This is a genomic window from Robiginitalea rubriflava, from assembly GCF_052540725.1.
On sequence record NZ_CP199309.1, the window covers coordinates 489,584 to 506,384 of the forward strand.

A 16,801-nucleotide genomic window follows, 5' to 3' on the forward strand; every position below is an offset into this window, starting at 1 on the left:
TAAACTATAAAAGTTCTATTCTATGTCGTCTTGGTTTAAAAGAAAAGAGAAAGGAATTCAAACTGCCACGGAGGAAAAGAAAGACACCCCCAGGGGCCTTTGGTACAAATCCCCTACCGGGAAAATCGTTGAATCGGAAGAGCTTGCCAAAAATTTCTACGTAAGTCCGGAAGATGATTACCATGTCCGAATTGGCAGCAAGGAGTACTTCCAAATATTATTTGACGATAATAAATTCAAAGAACTGGATCCTAACCTGAGTGCCAAAGACCCGCTGAAGTTTGAGGATACCAAGAAATACAATGAACGCCTGAAGGCAGCCCAGAAAAAAACGGGCCTCAAAGACGCCGTTCGCACTGCCGTGGGAAAATCTATGGGCAAAGATGTGGTGATTGCCTGTATGGACTTTAGTTTTATAGGCGGGTCTATGGGAAGTGTAGTCGGGGAAAAAATCGCAAGGGCTATAGACCATAGTATTGAGAATCAATTGCCCTTTGTCATGATTTCAAAGTCCGGGGGAGCCCGTATGATGGAAGCTGCTTTGTCTTTAATGCAGTTGGCCAAAACATCGGCAAAACTAGCTCAGCTTGCAGAGGCGAAACTGCCTTATATCTCGCTTTGTACGGACCCTACTACCGGTGGTACCACAGCCTCATATGCCATGCTGGGAGATATCAATATTGCTGAACCGGGAGCGCTGATCGGATTTGCCGGCCCGCGCGTGGTAAAGGAAGCTACCGGAAAGGAGTTACCTCCCGGGTTCCAAACCTCTGAATTCGTTATGGAACACGGCTTTTTGGATTTTATCGTGCACCGCAGGGATTTGAAAAAGAAAATCAATCTCTATCTGGATCTGATTCAGAACAACCCCCTCAGGCAATAAAACAACAACTTATTTAATAACAAAACCCCGGATAAATCCGGGGTTTTTCGCGTACAACAATCTCCAAATTAAGGCCTGAACCTTCTTAGGGGTACTGTTTTCGTTGTGCCGTCAGGATAGGTGAGTTCTCCGAAGGCATCGCAGTTTCCATCGCCAAAATCCAGGGATGCACTGAGGTCATTCCGATTTATCTGCAATACACCGCTAACGATAAACCTGCAGGAAAGTTCCCTGCGCAGTGCTTCCAGGACAGTCCGGTTATAGGTATTCCCGGCACGGCTGATAAAGGTTTGGGATCCGGTAATCAAAAATACATTATCCCCCCAGAAACCACTTCCGTATCCTTCTATCCATTCCCGGGTACGGTTACCTTCCCAGGAAGCCGTTTCCCCGTCGGGCCAGGTCCCGTTAAACGCAGAACTGATATCCGATTGAGGGTTTCCATTGGTGTTGGATCGCATCCGCAGTATTTGCGCACCCCCCTCAACGGCGATCCCGTTAAAAGTAAATTCGGAAAGGCTGAGGCTCAGCGTTTTTGTTGCCTGTTCCATGTCCTTGGAGTAGCTAAGGATTACAGCCCCGCTGATAAAATTCCCATTGGGAGTTTCACATCCTTCTCCAAAGTCAATTGTTTTTTCCACGGAAGTATCCGTTTGAACCGTGGTAATGGTAACGCATTCAGGAATAAAACCGGATTTGGCTGTTCCTTTTCCGCTGGCAGCCAATTCTTCGGCTGCATAGACTTCCTCTGCCACATTAATGACTTCTTCGGAAACCCATTCAGATTCGTCGGCTTGCTGCAGGGCAACTACTTCAAAGCTGTCCTGGGCATCCGGTTCTGGGAGTTCATCCTGATTTTTTTCACAGGAGGTTAGCAAGCCACCCATAAGCAGGGCAGCGATTGCGAATTGTTTGAATTGAGGCTTTTTCATAACTTGTTTTTTTAATAGTTAACATTTCTTTGACAGTGGTCAGGCCCAAAAGGTTTAATCCGGTAAAAACATTTTCGATAATCGGCAGGCGTTTTAAAATTATTTCTATCTTTGCAGCCTGATTGAAAATCAATCATATACATAAAAATCATTTACAACAATATTGGCATGTATTTAAGCAAAGAAGTAAAAGCCGAAATCTTTAAGAAACACGGCGGATCAGAGGGTAACACCGGTTCAACGGAAGGGCAGATCGCCCTCTTTACCCACAGGATTAATCACCTGACAGGACACCTTAAGAACAACCAGAAGGATTTCAATACAGAGCGATCCCTGGTGAAATTAGTAGGTAAGCGTCGTAGTCTGCTGGATTACCTTAAAAAGAAGGATATTGAAAAATATCGCGAGCTTATCAAAGAATTGAATATCCGTAAATAACAATTACAGGGAAGCCCAGGCTTCCCTGTTCTTTTTTGGGAAACGCTTTCGTTTCCTTTACATACAAGTCCCAGTATCTGGGCATCATAAAAAGCTTACTTCCGGTTTTTCATTGGTCGACCCAACACAACACACAGACCGTCCGGCGAGACGGCAGACCATTGTTTAATTTCGTCTGCAATCAATAGCAGGCAATAATTTCATTTTATGACACCAAAAATATTTAAAGAGGTCATCGACCTTGGTGACGGTAGGGAAATCTCTATCGAAACTGGAAAACTGGCCAAACAGGCCCATGGCTCCGTGGTTGTTCAATCCGGCAAATGCATGCTGCTTTGCACCGTGGTTTCCAACTACAAAGCCAGCGATGTGGATTTTCTGCCACTGACTGTGGACTATCGCGAAAAATTTGCCGCCTCCGGAAGGTATCCGGGCGGATTCTTTAAAAGGGAAGCACGTCCCAGCGATGGCGAGATCCTGACCATGCGTCTGGTAGACCGTGTATTGCGACCCCTGTTCCCGAAAGATTACCATGCCGAGACGCAGGTAATGATACAGCTCATGTCTCACGACGACGACGTGATGCCGGATGCAATGGCCGGTCTGGCTGCTTCTGCAGCTATACAGCTTTCGGACTTTCCATTCGAATGTCCTATCTCTGAAGTACGCGTAGGACGTGTAGACGGTGCATTCGTCATCAACCCAACCCGTGCCCAGCTCGAAGTTTCAGATATCGATATGGTAATTGGTGCTTCTGCTGACTCCGTAATGATGGTAGAAGGCGAAATGGGAGAAATCTCAGAGGAAGACATGGTGGAAGCCATCAAGTTTGCTCATGAAGCCATAAAGGCACAGGTTGCTGCACAAGTGCGACTGGCTGAAGCTTTTGGAAGAAAAGAGGTACGGGAGTACGAAACGGAAACTGAAGACGAAGCCCTGGAGAAGAAAATCCACGACATGGCCTACGACAAGGTTTACGAAATTGCCAGGGCCGGGTCTTCCAAACAGGAACGCAGTGCCGCATTCTCCGAATTGAAGGAGGAAATTCTGGCCAGCTTCAGTGAAGAAGAGCAGGAAAGCCTGGGCGATCTGATCAAGAAATATTACTATAAGGCCGAAAAAGAGGCTGTCCGTAAGCTCACCCTCAAGGAAGGCTTGCGTCTGGATGGAAGAAAAACAGATGAAATTCGTCCGATTTGGTGCGAGGTAGACTATCTGCCATCCACCCATGGATCCTCCATCTTTACACGAGGGGAAACACAGGCCCTAGCTACAGTAACCCTGGGAACCTCCCGGGAAGCAAACCAGATAGACATGCCTTCCTATGAAGGTGAAGAAACTTTTTACCTGCATTATAACTTCCCGCCCTTTTCAACTGGAGAGGCAAGACCTATAAGAGGTACTTCCAGAAGGGAGATTGGACACGGAAACCTGGCACAAAGGGCTCTGAAAGGGATGATCCCCAATGACTGCCCATACACCGTGCGAGTGGTTTCTGAAGTTCTGGAGAGTAACGGATCTTCCTCTATGGCCACTGTCTGTGCGGGAACCATGGCACTAATGGATGCCGGGGTACAATTAAAGAAACCCGTATCCGGGATCGCCATGGGCTTAATTTCCGATGGTGAAAGCGGAGATTACGCGGTACTTTCTGATATCCTGGGAGACGAAGACCACCTTGGAGACATGGACTTTAAGGTGACCGGTACAGCCGATGGTATTACAGCCTGTCAGATGGATATCAAGGTAAAGGGACTTTCTTATGAAATTCTTGTAAAGGCCCTGAAACAGGCACGTGAAGGAAGGCTTCATATCCTGGAAAAGCTAATCGACACAATCAGCGAACCTAATTCCGATGTAAAACCGCATGCTCCTAAAATGGTGAACACCACCATTCCAAATGATTACATTGGCGCATTGATCGGGCCTGGCGGAAAAGTGATACAGGAACTGCAGAAAGAGACCAAGACTACCATTGTAATCAATGAAGATCCGGTTACCGGGGAAGGTCTGGTTGAGATTCTGGGAACCGATCAGCACGGTATTGACCAGGTCCTTGATAAAATTGCCTCTATAACCTTTAAACCGGACGAAGGCAGTATATATGAAGTAAAAGTGATCAAGATGTTGGATTTTGGGGCTGTAGTTGAATACATGGAAGCTCCGGGGAACGAAGTGCTGCTGCACGTGTCCGAACTGGCCTGGGAGCGCACCGAAAATGTTACCGATGTTGTCAATATGGGTGATGTCTTTGACGTGAAATACCTGGGTATTGATCCCCGTACCAAGAAAGACAAGGTATCCAGAAGGGCATTATTGCCAAAACCTGAAGGATACGTTGAACGCCCGCCCCGCAGAAATGACCGTGGCGGCAGAAACGATCGCGGAGGAAGGAATGACAGAGGCCGTGGAGATCGCAGACCGAGTCGTTCCAGGGATTAAACAATCCTTATTGAAATACTTAAAACCCCTCGCTGAGGGGTTTTTTTATGCCGTTCACCCGGAAAAACTAAATTTCTCACCCCAAATGTAACATTTGAGTGATTTGTACGTATAACTTAATGCAGTAGTAGCATTACTACACATTTATTAAGGAAGGATAGATGAGACAACTTAAGATTACAAAACAGGTAACGAACCGTGAAACCGCCTCTCTGGATAAATATCTTCAGGAGATTGGCAAGGTGGATCTGATCACTGCCGATGAAGAAGTGGAACTTGCCCAGCGGATTAAGGCCGGAGACCAGGCTGCCTTGGAAAAATTGACCAAAGCCAACCTGCGATTCGTGGTGTCTGTTGCCAAACAATACCAGAACCAGGGGCTTACCCTCCCGGACCTTATCAATGAAGGAAACCTGGGTTTGATTAAAGCTGCACAGCGATTTGACGAGACCCGTGGATTCAAGTTTATTTCCTATGCCGTTTGGTGGATTCGCCAGTCTATCCTGCAGGCCCTTGCAGAGCAGTCCAGGATTGTAAGGCTGCCGCTGAATAAGATCGGGTCTATCAATAAGATCAACAAGACTTTTGCTTTTCTGGAGCAGGCCCACGAAAGGGTCCCTTCCGCAGAAGAGATCGCGAAGGAGCTGGACATGACCGTTGAAGACGTTAAACAATCCCTGAAGAACTCAGGCCGGCACGTTTCCATGGATGCCCCCCTGATTGACGGGGAAGATTCCAACCTCTATGACGTTTTGCGAAGCGGGGAATCCCCCAATCCGGACAAAGAGTTATTGCACGAGTCATTGCGTACTGAAATTGAAAGGGCACTGGAGACGCTAACCCCCAGGGAGGCGGATGTCATCCGACTGTATTTTGGTCTTGCAGGCCAGCATTCCATGACCCTTGAAGAAATTGGAGAAACCTTTGATCTGACCCGTGAGCGCGTGCGTCAGATCAAGGAAAAAGCTATCCGGAGGCTGAAGCATACCTCCCGGAGCAAAATCCTGAAAACCTACCTCGGATAAGGAGGCACGAATGCGATCAAAGCCAAATTTTATATTGGATATTTGGTATTAAAATTGTAATTTGTGAAGTGCAACAGCAGTTTATCATGACTGTTCGTTTTTTGATTGATGAATAAACTCCGGCTGATTACCGGAGTTTTTTCTTTTGGGTAATCAGGAACTGAATTTTTAGAATATATTACGGCTCAACCAGGTCAAAGCCGTGTTAATGTCTTTATTGGACAGATTTTCAGGCCTGCCACATTCTGGAAAAAAACTACCTTTACGCGTATCAAAATCCAAGCATTATGCACCGTCCGCTTATCGCCCCTTCTTTGCTTGCCGCAGACTTCGGAAACCTGCAACGGGATGTTGAAATGGTCAATCACTCTGTGGCAGACTGGCATCATATAGATGTAATGGACGGGCTTTTTGTACCCAACATTTCCTATGGCATGCCAGTGATCAAGGCTATTAAAAAACACGCCACCAAACCGCTGGATGTGCATTTGATGATTGTAGACCCGGACCGCTACATACAGACCTTTGCCGACATTGGTGCAGACGTCCTTTCGGTACATTACGAAGCTTGTACCCATTTGCACAGAAGCCTGCAGGCTATACATGCAGCAGGGATGAAAGCCGGTGTTGCCATAAACCCGCATACCCCTGTTTCCTTTTTGGCCGATACCCTTGAAAACATTGATCTGGTTTGTGTAATGAGTGTTAATCCCGGGTTTGGAGGACAGCGCTTTATTCAGAACACTTACAGGAAAATCACGGAACTGAAATCCATGATTGAAGAACGGAAATGTTCCACCCTCATTGAGGTGGATGGAGGGGTTACCCTCGAAAATGCCCCAAAGCTCGTTTCGGCCGGGGCAGATGTCTTGGTTGCTGGAAGTTCTGTCTTTGGTGCAGACAACCCCACAGATGCGATTCGCTTACTGGCTGGCAATCAGTAATCAGTACTGAGCCAGTAAATATTTGATAAGGTCCGTGGTGGTAACAATTCCCACCAATTCATCATTATCCACTACCGGTAAGGCGTGAAACTCCTCCTGAGAAAGGATTTTGGCTACCTCCCTTATGGTGGTATCGGAAGTGACCGTCTTTACATTCTTCGCCATGACCTGGGAAATACTGAACATATCGTAGACAATTGACTCTATTTCCTCCTCTTCCTCATAGGCCCCATCTGCAAAACTGATCCGCAGCAGGTCCGTAAGGCTCAGCATACCCACAATTCCCTTGCCCTTAATAACCGGGATATGGCGAATATGGTGTTTTTTAAACAAATGTTCTGCTTTCTCCAGACCATCCGTGGTATTTAAAACGACTAATTGGGTACTCATGATAGAGGAAATCGGAATGCGGTCCTGAACAGTCATAATCATTAGCTTTAATAAGTTATCTAAAGATCCTCCAAACTGTCATTTAAAAAGATGATTTTTATCATAAGCTTCCGCATTTTCAGGAGCCATTTAAAGATTCATGAATATTGGCTAGCTTTGCAGGGATTGCTGAAAGAAAATAAAGGAATATATGGAGCTGATCATCATTGGCGGAGGACCTATCGGAATAGCCTGCGGTCTGGAAGCCAAAAAAAAAGGAATACCCTATGTGATAATTGAAAAGGGTACAATTGTAAATTCCCTTTTTAATTATCCTGTCAATATGCAATTCTTCTCTTCCTCAGAGCGGTTGGAAATTGATGAAATCCCGTTTATAAGCAAGGAAGCCAAACCCAAACGCAATGAGGCCCTGGAATACTACCGGAGAATAGTGACCTCAAACAAGCTCAATATCCATCTTTTTGAGGAGGTTTCAGAAATAGCAAAGGAGGAGGAAACCTTTACAGTCCAAACTGACAAAGCCTCTTATAGCGCCAAAAATGTGATCATAGCTACCGGATTTTACGACCTTCCCAACCCCCTGGGCGTCCGCGGAGAAGACCTGCCAAAAGTATCGCATTACTACAAAGACCCGCACTATTACGCCAGTCAGAAACTGGCCGTTATCGGGGCTAGCAATTCGGCTGTGGATGCAGCTCTGGAGTGCTGGAGGAAAGGGGCTGAGGTGAGTATGATTATCAGGGGGCCTGAAGTAGGGCAGCGCGTCAAGTACTGGGTGCGCCCAGACATCCTGAACCGGATTGAAGAAGGCAGTATTACCGCTTATTACAATAGCACCGTTACCGAAATACGGGAAAATGAACTGATAATTGATACCCCTGAGGGAGAACGAACGCTTGAAAATGATTTCGTACTGGCCCTCACCGGCTACCAACCCAACTTTGACTTTCTTGAAGCGGCCGGGATTCGCTTGTCGGACGACCCTAAAAGGTTACCTGACTATAATCCGGAAACAATGGAAACCAATATTAAAGGACTATATCTGGCAGGGGTTATTTGTGGCGGAATGGAAACACATAAATGGTTCATAGAAAATTCAAGGGAACACGCCCAATTGATTTTACGGCATATTGTAGCCAAGCAAAAAGATCCGGCCTCGGTATAAACCCCTTTCCATCTGCAATTTGAAGGGTGTCCCGGTAATTTTTATAAACTACCGCTTAAAGAGGACTTATCTTGAAGATAAGTTACTTTTAAAATTTTGTTTAATCTTTAACAGTATTTATTAAACATTATAAGTAATTTGGATCCTCATTCAAATACTACACCATGTACGGAATATTTAAAAAGAAGACTCCTCTCGAAAAATTACAGCAACGCTATGAGAAACTGCTGAAGGAAGCGCACAAGCTCTCCCAGGTCAACCGCAGTAAAGGAGACTCTAAATATGCCGAGGCTGAGGCTTTACTAAACGAAATCAAACAACTGGAGGAACAAAATTAGGATTCCCGCCTTATTATAAATCAGTACTTAGAAAACCGAGGAAAATGCTTGATAATTTATTTAAAGAAAAAAAAGGGCTCAATGGGCATGCCCATGAGGAAATAGGAAATGAGCACCTCTTAACGGGGATGGAAACACCTATGAAAGCAGATGCTTTTCAAATGAGCGACCCTGAAAAAAAGGAGCAAATCGCATTTTACTTTGAAAAAATAATGGGGGTTCTCGGACTGGATCTCAAAGACGATTCCCTGAAAGGAACGCCGGAGCGGGTGGCTAAAATGTATGTGGAAGAAATCTTTTCCGGCCTTAACCCGGCCAATAAACCATCGGTAACGCTATTTGAAAATAAATACCGCTATAACCAGATGCTGGTGGAAAAAAATATCACTTTTTATTCCAACTGCGAGCATCACTTTGTGCCCATCTTTGGAAAGGCACACGTAGCATATATCTCCTCCGGAAAGGTTATCGGACTGTCAAAACTCAACAGAATAGTACAATACTTTGCCAAACGCCCCCAAGTTCAGGAGCGCCTTACCAACCAGATTGGCACAGAATTGCAGCAAATTTTACAGACAAAGGACGTTGCCGTAATAATGGATGCCAAACATATGTGTGTTTGCTCCCGGGGAATACAGGACGACAGCTCAACCACCGTAACAGCTTTTTATGGTGGAGCCTTTAACAAGCCGGAAAAATTAAACGAATTACACAACTATCTAAAAGACTATTCGTAACCACTACAAGGAGGTAATCTGGGCTATTGTAAAGCCTGTCGCTCGGGCATAAAAGCTAAAAAAAGCTCTCATGATACAACTTCTGGAGTTCGCGACCCTGCTCGCCGACGCTGCAATGTTCTTACTCATCTGCTGCGTACAATTGATTATCTACCCGAGTTTCCTGTATTATTCCAAAGAGCAGTTACAAAGCTGGCATTACAGCTATACGTTTCGCATCAGCTACCTGGTGGTGCCCCTGATGATCAGTCAGCTGATAGGGTCGCTGCTGCGGGTATTCCAACTGGCAGACCTTCACAATCTAATCTACTGCGGGGGAGTGCTGCTGACCTGGTTACTTACGTTTTCCATTTTTGTACCGCTGCATAATAAGATTTCAAAAGGGGAAGCAAGCCCGGCCGATCTCCAAAAGCTTGTAAAATGGAATACCAGCCGGACCTTCCTCTGGACGTTTCTGTTTCTATGGAACCTGGCCTATTGGTTCTGGTAGATCGATTGGGAAATGGCCTTCAGAGGTCGGACAAAAGATCAAATCACCTCAGTTTTCAGCTGTTTTACAACAAAATCGGGATTGATCCACTAAATCCAGTACCCTCAGCGTTTAAAAGCCAAACCATCAATTATGAAAAAACTATTCTTCTGTTTGACTTTTGTCCTTCTTACAACTTCCCTATTTGCCCAGCAGGGCTTTAAGCTCGGTATACACGGAGCACTGCCCATGAGCAGTGAAGCCAATGACGCAGTCAGTTTGGTGGCCGGACTGGATGCCGGTTATATGCACGCCCTGGGAGAAGTGGTGGATGTAGGGGTTGCAACCGGTTTTATTAATGGTTTTCCGGAAAAATTTGACAACCAGGTGGTTGGTGTAGATTTACCCAATGTACAATTCCTGCCCCTGGCCGCCTCGTTTCGCATCTGGCTTTCCAATTCCTTTTCATTCGGGGCCGATGGCGGTTATGCTTTGGGCATCAATGAAGGCAATGACGGAGGGCTCTACTACCGGCCCATAATCGGCTACCTGATGGGAGCCCAGACTGAAGTAAATATCTCTTATGTGGGAATAGAGGTTGACGGGAGTCCCTGGGCTACCGTAAATCTGGGAATCCTCTATACCTTTCCTCAGAAAGTAGGGAGATAACCTAATTTCAGGGATCTACTAATCCACAGTCTTGTAAACCGACTCTATTAGCTGAGCCGGGCCTATAAAGCCCTGGCCCTTTTCAGCATCCCATTCTGCGGATAGGCCCATTTGGAGTACCTCCTCCAGGCTTCCCCCTTCATCTTTGGCCTTTTTAACCCGCGTCCGGATGCTCATAAGCATGTTCCTGTATACCTCTATATCCGTGCGGCCAACCACAGGGCCGTGTCCGGGAATGATACGGGTATCATCATTTACCATAAAGAGTACCATATTCAGATTTTTGATCAATCCGTCTATATCGCCTCCTGAATTCAGGTCAATAAAGGGATAGCCGTTTGTCATATTGTCTCCCATATGAAGTACATTATCCTGCGGAAAATAGATATAGGAATCCCCATCGGTATGGGCATTGTTCACATGCATGACATACATAGCCCGCTCCGGGTCCAGGTGAAGGGTCATCCGTTCTGTATACGTTATTTCGGGTAATGCGCCAAAGTTCCTGCCCCCTCCCCTGCCCTGAGGGTCACTCATGCGGCTGTGCACGTTCTGATGTGCGATAATGATCCCGCCCCTGGCCGAGAGGTTTTCATTTCCGCCCGTATGATCCCCATGCAAATGCGTATTTACTATAAACTTTACAGGTTTGGGGGTAATGGAAGATATCACTGCTAATATTTTCTCCGTAAGCGGAGCAAACTGGTCATCAATCAGGTAGGCCGTATCATCGCCTACAGCCAATCCCATATTGCCGCCCGCACCAAAAAGAACATATATTCCATCTGACAGTTTTTCAGAAGTTATTTCCACCTGGTCCCAGTCACGTTGTCCGTAGGCAAAGGAAAGGCTTGAAATACAGATTAATAAAAGAACGGTTCTCATAACTTTTGGTTTTTATTGAAGAGTATTTCTAAGATACAAAATTAAATACCCAGTAAAAGCACCGCGAAAATCCGCATTTGGTCCTTCAGAAGTCCTGACGGTAATGGAAAGGGGAACAGTTATTCCCCTCCCCGGTTATGAAGTTAGGGCGTCGTGCTGAAAAAACCTTGCACACAGATTCCGATTAAATAAGATTTCAGGCTCTGCTCCCGATCCTTACTGCGCTCACTACTGCAAATGCAAAGTCCACAACGCCTGTCGGCGCTGTACTTTTTGTTTGTTTGAAATGCCAGAGCAAGCTTAGAATGCTTCATAGGATTACTCGCTCGGCTCCTGATCCTCATTGCACTCACTCCTGCAAATACAAGCCTGCAAGGCCTAGTGGCCTTACGGCTGTTTCTTTCCTCCAGGCAGGCTTTATAGGATTATTCACTGCGCTCCTGATCCTCATTGCACTCACTCCTGCAAATACAAGCCTGCAAGGCCTAGTGGCCTTGCGGCTGTTTCTTTCCTCCAGGCAGGCTTTATAGGATTATTCACTGCGCTCCTGATCCTCATTGCACTCACTCCTGCAAATACAAGCCTGCAAGGCCTAGTGGCCTTGCGGTTTTTTGTTCCCCCTCAAGCCGATCTTAAGCGAGCTTTGTCGGCTTTTGGGTAACAAAAAACCCCGCAACTTGCGTTGCGGGGTTTGTGCTTGATGTGACCGCGGGAGGATTCGAACCCCCAACCCTCAGAGCCGAAATCTGATATTCTATCCAGTTGAACTACGCGGCCGGTGACATTAAATGCCTGATTATTTGAGGGCGCAATTTACGTAAAAAGTACTTTCCGAAGCTAATAAAATGCGCTCAATTGGTATTTCTTTTCAGCACCCCTTTTAGTGTACCTAAATGGTAGGTTCCCGGCAATATTAAATCAGGACGCCAGTTGTGTTTTAACAATACCGGCAATGGTCTTGCCATCTGCCTTTCCTGCCAGTTCTTTGGAGACCATGCCCATTACCTTGCCCATATCCTTCATCCCTTCAGCTCCCACTTTTTGGATTGTTGAAGTGACTACTGCTTCTATCTCGGCTTCGGATAATTGCTCTGGCAAGAATTTTTCCAGGACAGCGATCTGGGCCAATTCCGGATCTGCCAGGTCTTGCCGTCCCTGTTGGGTATATATTTCCGCACTGTCCCTGCGTTGTTTTACCAATTTCTGAACCAGCGAAATCTCATCTGTCTCAGACAGTCCAGCTGCTCCGCCCTTTTCAGTTTTGGCGAGCAAAAGGGCAGATTTAATGGCCCTCAGCGATTCCAAAGCCACCGAATCCTTGGCCTTCATTGCGGCTTTCATCTCTGTCATTACCCGTGTTTCCAGACTCATATTCCTGTATTTTTAAAGGACAGCAAAGATAAAAAAATAAACCCGAAAAGCGATAGCTTCCCGGGTTTGCATATATTAAGGCCTTTAGGATCCGCTGCGTTTAATCCACATTATCATGCAGAAAAGAGTTGTTAGATCGCAAACGCATTTCATCGTTACTGTCTTCACTTAAAGTCGTACGGGATACCTTGGCATCCTTATCTGTATTCTTATTGAGGTCTACCCCCTGTCGTTTGTAGGCTGGTTCCTTTTCAATTTCCTCTATGCTGGAACGGTTATGCTGAAACTTGTAATTGAAATCCTTTAGCTTCCGGCGTCTTTCATCGGCACGTTCCCGCAATATTTCATCAATGGGCCTGTCTGTTGGGTCTGCAGACTCGTCCTGGGACGGCGCGGCCGGTTTGTCTATGGTTTTCTTCTCAAAAACCAGATCGTCTTCCACCAATTTAGGCTCGTATTGTTCAGCCTTGGAGGTGGCCCCTGTCAGCTTTCGTTCCAACTCCATGTAGTCATCCAGGCTGTAACGGGTCTCCCCTTCTTTTTTATATTCCAGAACAGGCGTGATTTCTATATGTTCCCTGACATTCAAATCCCGGATGTCATCGTCATTCAAGTCAAAGGTGATCACATTTTCTGCTTCTTCGGGTTCCTCGTTTTCGGTTACCTGATCAAGGGGCATATCAAAGCGGAGGGCGAACTGGTCTTCCTGCTCAGTAGCGGAAACAATCTGTGGGTCTATCACTTCAATATCATTGATCAGATCTTTGGAATCGATTATGATAAAACCATCTTCTTCCACAGCCTCGGCTACCACTTCTTCGTAAAAAACATTGAAATTCTTAATATAGCTGGTGGTCGGGATAAGGTCCATAGCCGTTCGCTGATCCGGTTTTGCCTTCTCCTCGGGAAGAACTTCAGGGTCTTCACTCAGATCCAGGGTGTGCACCACCCGTGTATCCGTGGTTTCCTCCTTGGTCTCCATCAGGTTTTGCTGGGCCTTTTGTTCATCCTCAAGGGTATGGATAATCTTTTTGGACTCGGTATTGACAATCTCGTCCTGCTGGTCCACATTAAAGCCAGTGGCAATAACTGTTACCGCAATGGCCTCGCCAAGGTCCTGATCCTCGCCAACTCCCATTATGATATTCGCCCCGTGGCCGGCCTCTATCTGAATATGGTCATTGATCTCACCAATTTCATCAATGGTGATTTCCTGTGAACCAGAAACGATCAGCAGTAAGACATTTTTAGCCCCTGTAATCTTATTGTCGTTGAGCAAAGGAGAATCCAGTGCCTTCATGATGGCCTCCTGGGCACGGGCGCCCCCGGTGGCAGTTGCAGAACCCATAATGGCAGTACCAGAATTAGAGAGTACCGTTTTGGCATCCCTCAGGTCAATGTTCTGAGTGTAGTGGTGGGTAATTACCTCGGCAATCCCGCGGGCTGCGGTTGCCAGAACCTCATCAGCCTTTGAAAAGCCGGCTTTAAACCCGAGGTTACCGTAAACTTCCCTTAATTTATTGTTGTTTATAACAATCAACGAATCCACATTGCCGCGAAGTTTCTCTATACCCTTTTGGGCCTGCTGGCAACGCATTTTTCCCTCAAACTGAAATGGAATGGTAACGATCCCAACGGTTAAAATATCCATTTCCTTTGCCTGTTTGGCAATGACAGGGGCAGCTCCGGTACCCGTGCCTCCTCCCATTCCGGCGGTGATAAATACCATCTTGGTAGTGGTTGACAGCATCCGCTTGATCTCCTCCATACTTTCCAGGGCCGCCTGCTCCCCAACTTCCGGGTTTGCTCCGGCACCTAAACCTTCTGTAAGGGATACCCCAAGTTGTATTTTATTGGGTACCGAACTGTTCTGAAGCGCCTGGGCATCCGTATTGCAGATCACAAAGTCCACCCCATTGATTCCTGCCTGGAACATGTGGTTAATTGCGTTGCTACCTCCACCGCCTACACCGATAACCTTGATCACATTGCTTTGATTTTTGGGCAGATCGAAGGTGATGTTATCCATTTCCATGTGTTTGTTTTTTCGTTGGGTTACTATATACTGTTCGTTGTTTTCAATTCGCGCTATTCTGCATTATCCAGAAATTCCTTCAGCTTATCGGCCCATTTATCGAGTACCGATTTGCGTTCTTTTTTACGGCCATCATTTGTCTGGCCGGAGTTCTCGACTTCCTCCAAAACCATTTCCGGGTCTTCATCAGTCAATTTTTCATCTCCACGGACGGAATTGCGATTCTTGTTCTCCACTGCATTCATAAGCAGGCCCACCGCTGTGGCATAGGTCGGACTGGCTATCTCTGCCTCGGAATCGCCGGCCAGGTGTTCATTGGGGTAGCCAATACGCGTATCCATGCCCGTGATGTATTCCACCAGTTGCTTCAGGTGCTTTAACTGACTTCCTCCTCCAGTTAGGACGATACCCGCAATCAGCTTTTTCTTTTGTTCCTCGTGCCCGTAATTTTTTATTTCCAGATATACCTGTTCGATAATTTCCACAACCCTGGCGTGAATGATCTTTGAGAGGTTTTTCAGGGTAATCTCCTTGGGCTCCCTTCCCCTCAGGCCGGGGATGGAGACAATCTCATTGTCTTTGTTCTCGCCAGGCCAGGCCGATCCGAATTTGATCTTGAGCAGTTCAGCCTGCTTCTCGATAATAGAACAGCCCTCTTTGATGTCTTCTGTAATCACATTACCCCCAAAAGGAATAACAGCTGTGTGACGGATGATCCCGTCCTTAAAGATGGCCAGGTCCGTAGTACCACCCCCTATATCGATCAGGGCTACCCCGGCTTCCTTTTCCTCCTGGCTCAGCACAGCATTGGCAGAGGCCAGGGGTTCCAGGGTAATATTGTCCAGGTCCAGGCCGGCGCTTTTAATACACCTTCCAATATTTTTGATGGAAGAGACCTGTCCGACAACAACGTGGAAATTCGCTTCCAGGCGCCCGCCATACATCCCAATGGGTTGTTTGATTTCGGCCTGCCCGTCTACTTTATATTCCTGCGGCAATACGTGGATGATCTCCTCTCCCGGCAACATGACCAGTTTATAGACCTGGTTGCACAATTTTTCGAGATCTTCCTCCCCTATAACTTCTTCGGAATTGGCCCGGGTTATGTAGTCGCTGTGCTGCAGGGACCGGATATGCTGCCCCGCTATTCCTACGGTTACTGTATTGATCTTTAAACCCGAATTTGCTTCTGCCTGTTCCACCGCCTGTTGTATAGACTGAATGGTTTGGGTAATGTTATTGACCACCCCGCGATGGACACCCAGGCTTCGGGACCGGCCGATGCCGAGGACCTCGATTTTTCCATACTCATTTTCTTTCCCGATGATCGCAACAATCTTTGTAGTTCCGATATCGAGGCCAACAGAATATTTCGTTTCTTCCATGATCATTTAAATTTTAGTGCACACTACCTGGTTTTCAAATTCAAGGCTCACTACCTGATAGTGCGCCAGGGTTTTGTCTTGTACTGCCTTGGCGTAAAACGCCTTAAAGTTGCTGAATTTTGCAGGCAGGTCGGCGACGTCTCCCAGCCGCACTACAAAATTCTCAAGACGAAATTTTAAGCGGTAATCCGAAACGGATTCGATGTGAATTCCGATTACGTTTTTACTTAAAAATGGATCTTCATTTATGTATTTCAAGATCACATAGACGTCCTCCAGACTTTCGCCTGTTATATTACCCGTAATGATAGGAACGCGCGCAGAATGATTTCGGGAAAGTGGCATTTTCACACCTTCATCATCCAGATAATACTGGGTATTTCCCGCTACGCGCCCGATTGGCTGCCTTTGCTTAATTCTGGTGTTAAGTTTACCGTCAATTGTAAGATACACCTGGGCATTTTTCACCATATCATGGGTCCGAAGAACCGACTCTATAGTATTCAAAACTACTTCTTCTTTGGGTGCATTACGGAGGGGGCCATAATTTTGTATTAACAATTTATTAACCATAATTTCGGTCATGTATAAATTGTCGGAACCCTCGAATTGAACCGATACCTCACTTATTTTTCGCTTTGTACTCCTGCGCTCAGAAAAAGCGTACATGCTTACTATACAGACACTTAATCC

17 protein-coding genes and 1 tRNA gene are annotated in these 16,801 nt (G+C 46.3%); 10 read left to right on the forward strand and 8 right to left on the reverse strand.

What is annotated here, in order from left to right:
* Positions 1-22 precede the first annotated feature (22 nt).
* Positions 23-883: an acetyl-CoA carboxylase, carboxyltransferase subunit beta gene (gene accD, locus ACT6NU_RS02215; protein ID WP_445382830.1), complete on the forward strand. Its 861-nt coding sequence runs from the start codon at positions 23-25 to the stop codon at positions 881-883.
* Between the two features lie 68 nt (positions 884-951).
* Here accD and ACT6NU_RS02220 read toward each other — a convergent pair whose 3' ends face one another.
* The gene (locus ACT6NU_RS02220) at positions 952-1,815 is read right to left on the reverse strand and encodes a hypothetical protein (RefSeq protein WP_445382831.1); all 864 of its coding nucleotides are present in this window, start codon (positions 1,813-1,815) and stop codon (positions 952-954) included.
* Between the two features lie 168 nt (positions 1,816-1,983).
* Between ACT6NU_RS02220 and rpsO the strand changes: the two genes are divergently transcribed.
* From rpsO to rpe, 4 genes are all read left to right on the forward strand, one after another.
* Positions 1,984-2,253 carry a 30S ribosomal protein S15 gene (gene rpsO, locus ACT6NU_RS02225; protein WP_445382832.1) on the forward strand — a complete coding sequence of 90 codons (270 nt, stop codon included), beginning with the start codon at positions 1,984-1,986 and terminating at the stop codon, positions 2,251-2,253.
* A gap of 207 nt (positions 2,254-2,460) precedes the next feature.
* Positions 2,461-4,695, forward strand: coding sequence for a polyribonucleotide nucleotidyltransferase (locus ACT6NU_RS02230; RefSeq protein WP_445382833.1), 2,235 nt, complete (start codon positions 2,461-2,463; stop codon positions 4,693-4,695).
* A 161-nt stretch (positions 4,696-4,856) separates the two neighbouring features.
* Positions 4,857-5,720, forward strand: a complete 864-nt coding sequence (locus ACT6NU_RS02235) for a sigma-70 family RNA polymerase sigma factor (protein WP_015755741.1) — start codon at positions 4,857-4,859, stop codon at positions 5,718-5,720.
* A gap of 287 nt (positions 5,721-6,007) precedes the next feature.
* Entirely contained in the window at positions 6,008-6,664 is a 657-nt protein-coding gene (gene rpe, locus ACT6NU_RS02240; protein ID WP_445382834.1) for a ribulose-phosphate 3-epimerase, read from the forward strand.
* Here rpe and ACT6NU_RS02245 read toward each other — a convergent pair whose 3' ends face one another.
* Positions 6,665-7,090, reverse strand: a complete 426-nt coding sequence (locus tag ACT6NU_RS02245; RefSeq protein ID WP_445382835.1) for a CBS domain-containing protein — start codon at positions 7,088-7,090, stop codon at positions 6,665-6,667.
* A gap of 154 nt (positions 7,091-7,244) precedes the next feature.
* On the opposite strand from ACT6NU_RS02245, the gene ACT6NU_RS02250 reads away from it, so the two are divergent.
* From ACT6NU_RS02250 to ACT6NU_RS02270, 5 genes are all read left to right on the forward strand, one after another.
* Positions 7,245-8,219, forward strand: coding sequence for a YpdA family putative bacillithiol disulfide reductase (locus ACT6NU_RS02250; protein ID WP_445382836.1), 975 nt, complete (start codon positions 7,245-7,247; stop codon positions 8,217-8,219).
* 164 nt (positions 8,220-8,383) lie between these two features.
* Complete coding sequence (locus tag ACT6NU_RS02255) at positions 8,384-8,557, forward strand: Lacal_2735 family protein (RefSeq protein WP_445382837.1); 174 nt, start codon at positions 8,384-8,386, stop codon at positions 8,555-8,557.
* 44 nt (positions 8,558-8,601) lie between these two features.
* Entirely contained in the window at positions 8,602-9,294 is a 693-nt protein-coding gene (folE, locus tag ACT6NU_RS02260) for a GTP cyclohydrolase I FolE (RefSeq protein WP_445382838.1), read from the forward strand.
* A gap of 70 nt (positions 9,295-9,364) precedes the next feature.
* Entirely contained in the window at positions 9,365-9,784 is a 420-nt protein-coding gene (locus ACT6NU_RS02265; RefSeq protein WP_445382839.1) for a hypothetical protein, read from the forward strand.
* 132 nt (positions 9,785-9,916) lie between these two features.
* Positions 9,917-10,432 (forward strand): hypothetical protein, encoded by a 516-nt coding sequence (locus ACT6NU_RS02270; protein WP_445382840.1) that lies wholly within the window; start codon positions 9,917-9,919, stop codon positions 10,430-10,432.
* A gap of 18 nt (positions 10,433-10,450) precedes the next feature.
* Here the strand turns inward: ACT6NU_RS02270 and ACT6NU_RS02275 are convergent, their stop codons facing one another.
* The 6 genes from ACT6NU_RS02275 to ACT6NU_RS02300 all read right to left on the reverse strand — a co-directional run bounded on the left by ACT6NU_RS02275 (position 10,451) and on the right by ACT6NU_RS02300 (position 16,777).
* Positions 10,451-11,317: an MBL fold metallo-hydrolase gene (locus tag ACT6NU_RS02275; protein WP_445382841.1), complete on the reverse strand. Its 867-nt coding sequence runs from the start codon at positions 11,315-11,317 to the stop codon at positions 10,451-10,453.
* Positions 11,318-12,020: 703 nt separating this feature from the next.
* A tRNA-Arg gene (locus tag ACT6NU_RS02280) sits at positions 12,021-12,094 on the reverse strand.
* Between the two features lie 141 nt (positions 12,095-12,235).
* Positions 12,236-12,688 (reverse strand): GatB/YqeY domain-containing protein, encoded by a 453-nt coding sequence (locus ACT6NU_RS02285; protein ID WP_445382842.1) that lies wholly within the window; start codon positions 12,686-12,688, stop codon positions 12,236-12,238.
* Between the two features lie 100 nt (positions 12,689-12,788).
* A complete protein-coding gene (ftsZ, locus tag ACT6NU_RS02290) occupies positions 12,789-14,723 on the reverse strand; it encodes a cell division protein FtsZ (protein WP_445382843.1) in 1,935 nt (644 codons plus the stop codon).
* 53 nt (positions 14,724-14,776) lie between these two features.
* Positions 14,777-16,108 carry a cell division protein FtsA gene (ftsA, locus tag ACT6NU_RS02295; protein WP_445382844.1) on the reverse strand — a complete coding sequence of 444 codons (1,332 nt, stop codon included), beginning with the start codon at positions 16,106-16,108 and terminating at the stop codon, positions 14,777-14,779.
* A gap of 6 nt (positions 16,109-16,114) precedes the next feature.
* Positions 16,115-16,777, reverse strand: coding sequence for a cell division protein FtsQ/DivIB (locus tag ACT6NU_RS02300; protein ID WP_445382845.1), 663 nt, complete (start codon positions 16,775-16,777; stop codon positions 16,115-16,117).
* Between the last annotated feature and the right edge of the window lie 24 nt (positions 16,778-16,801).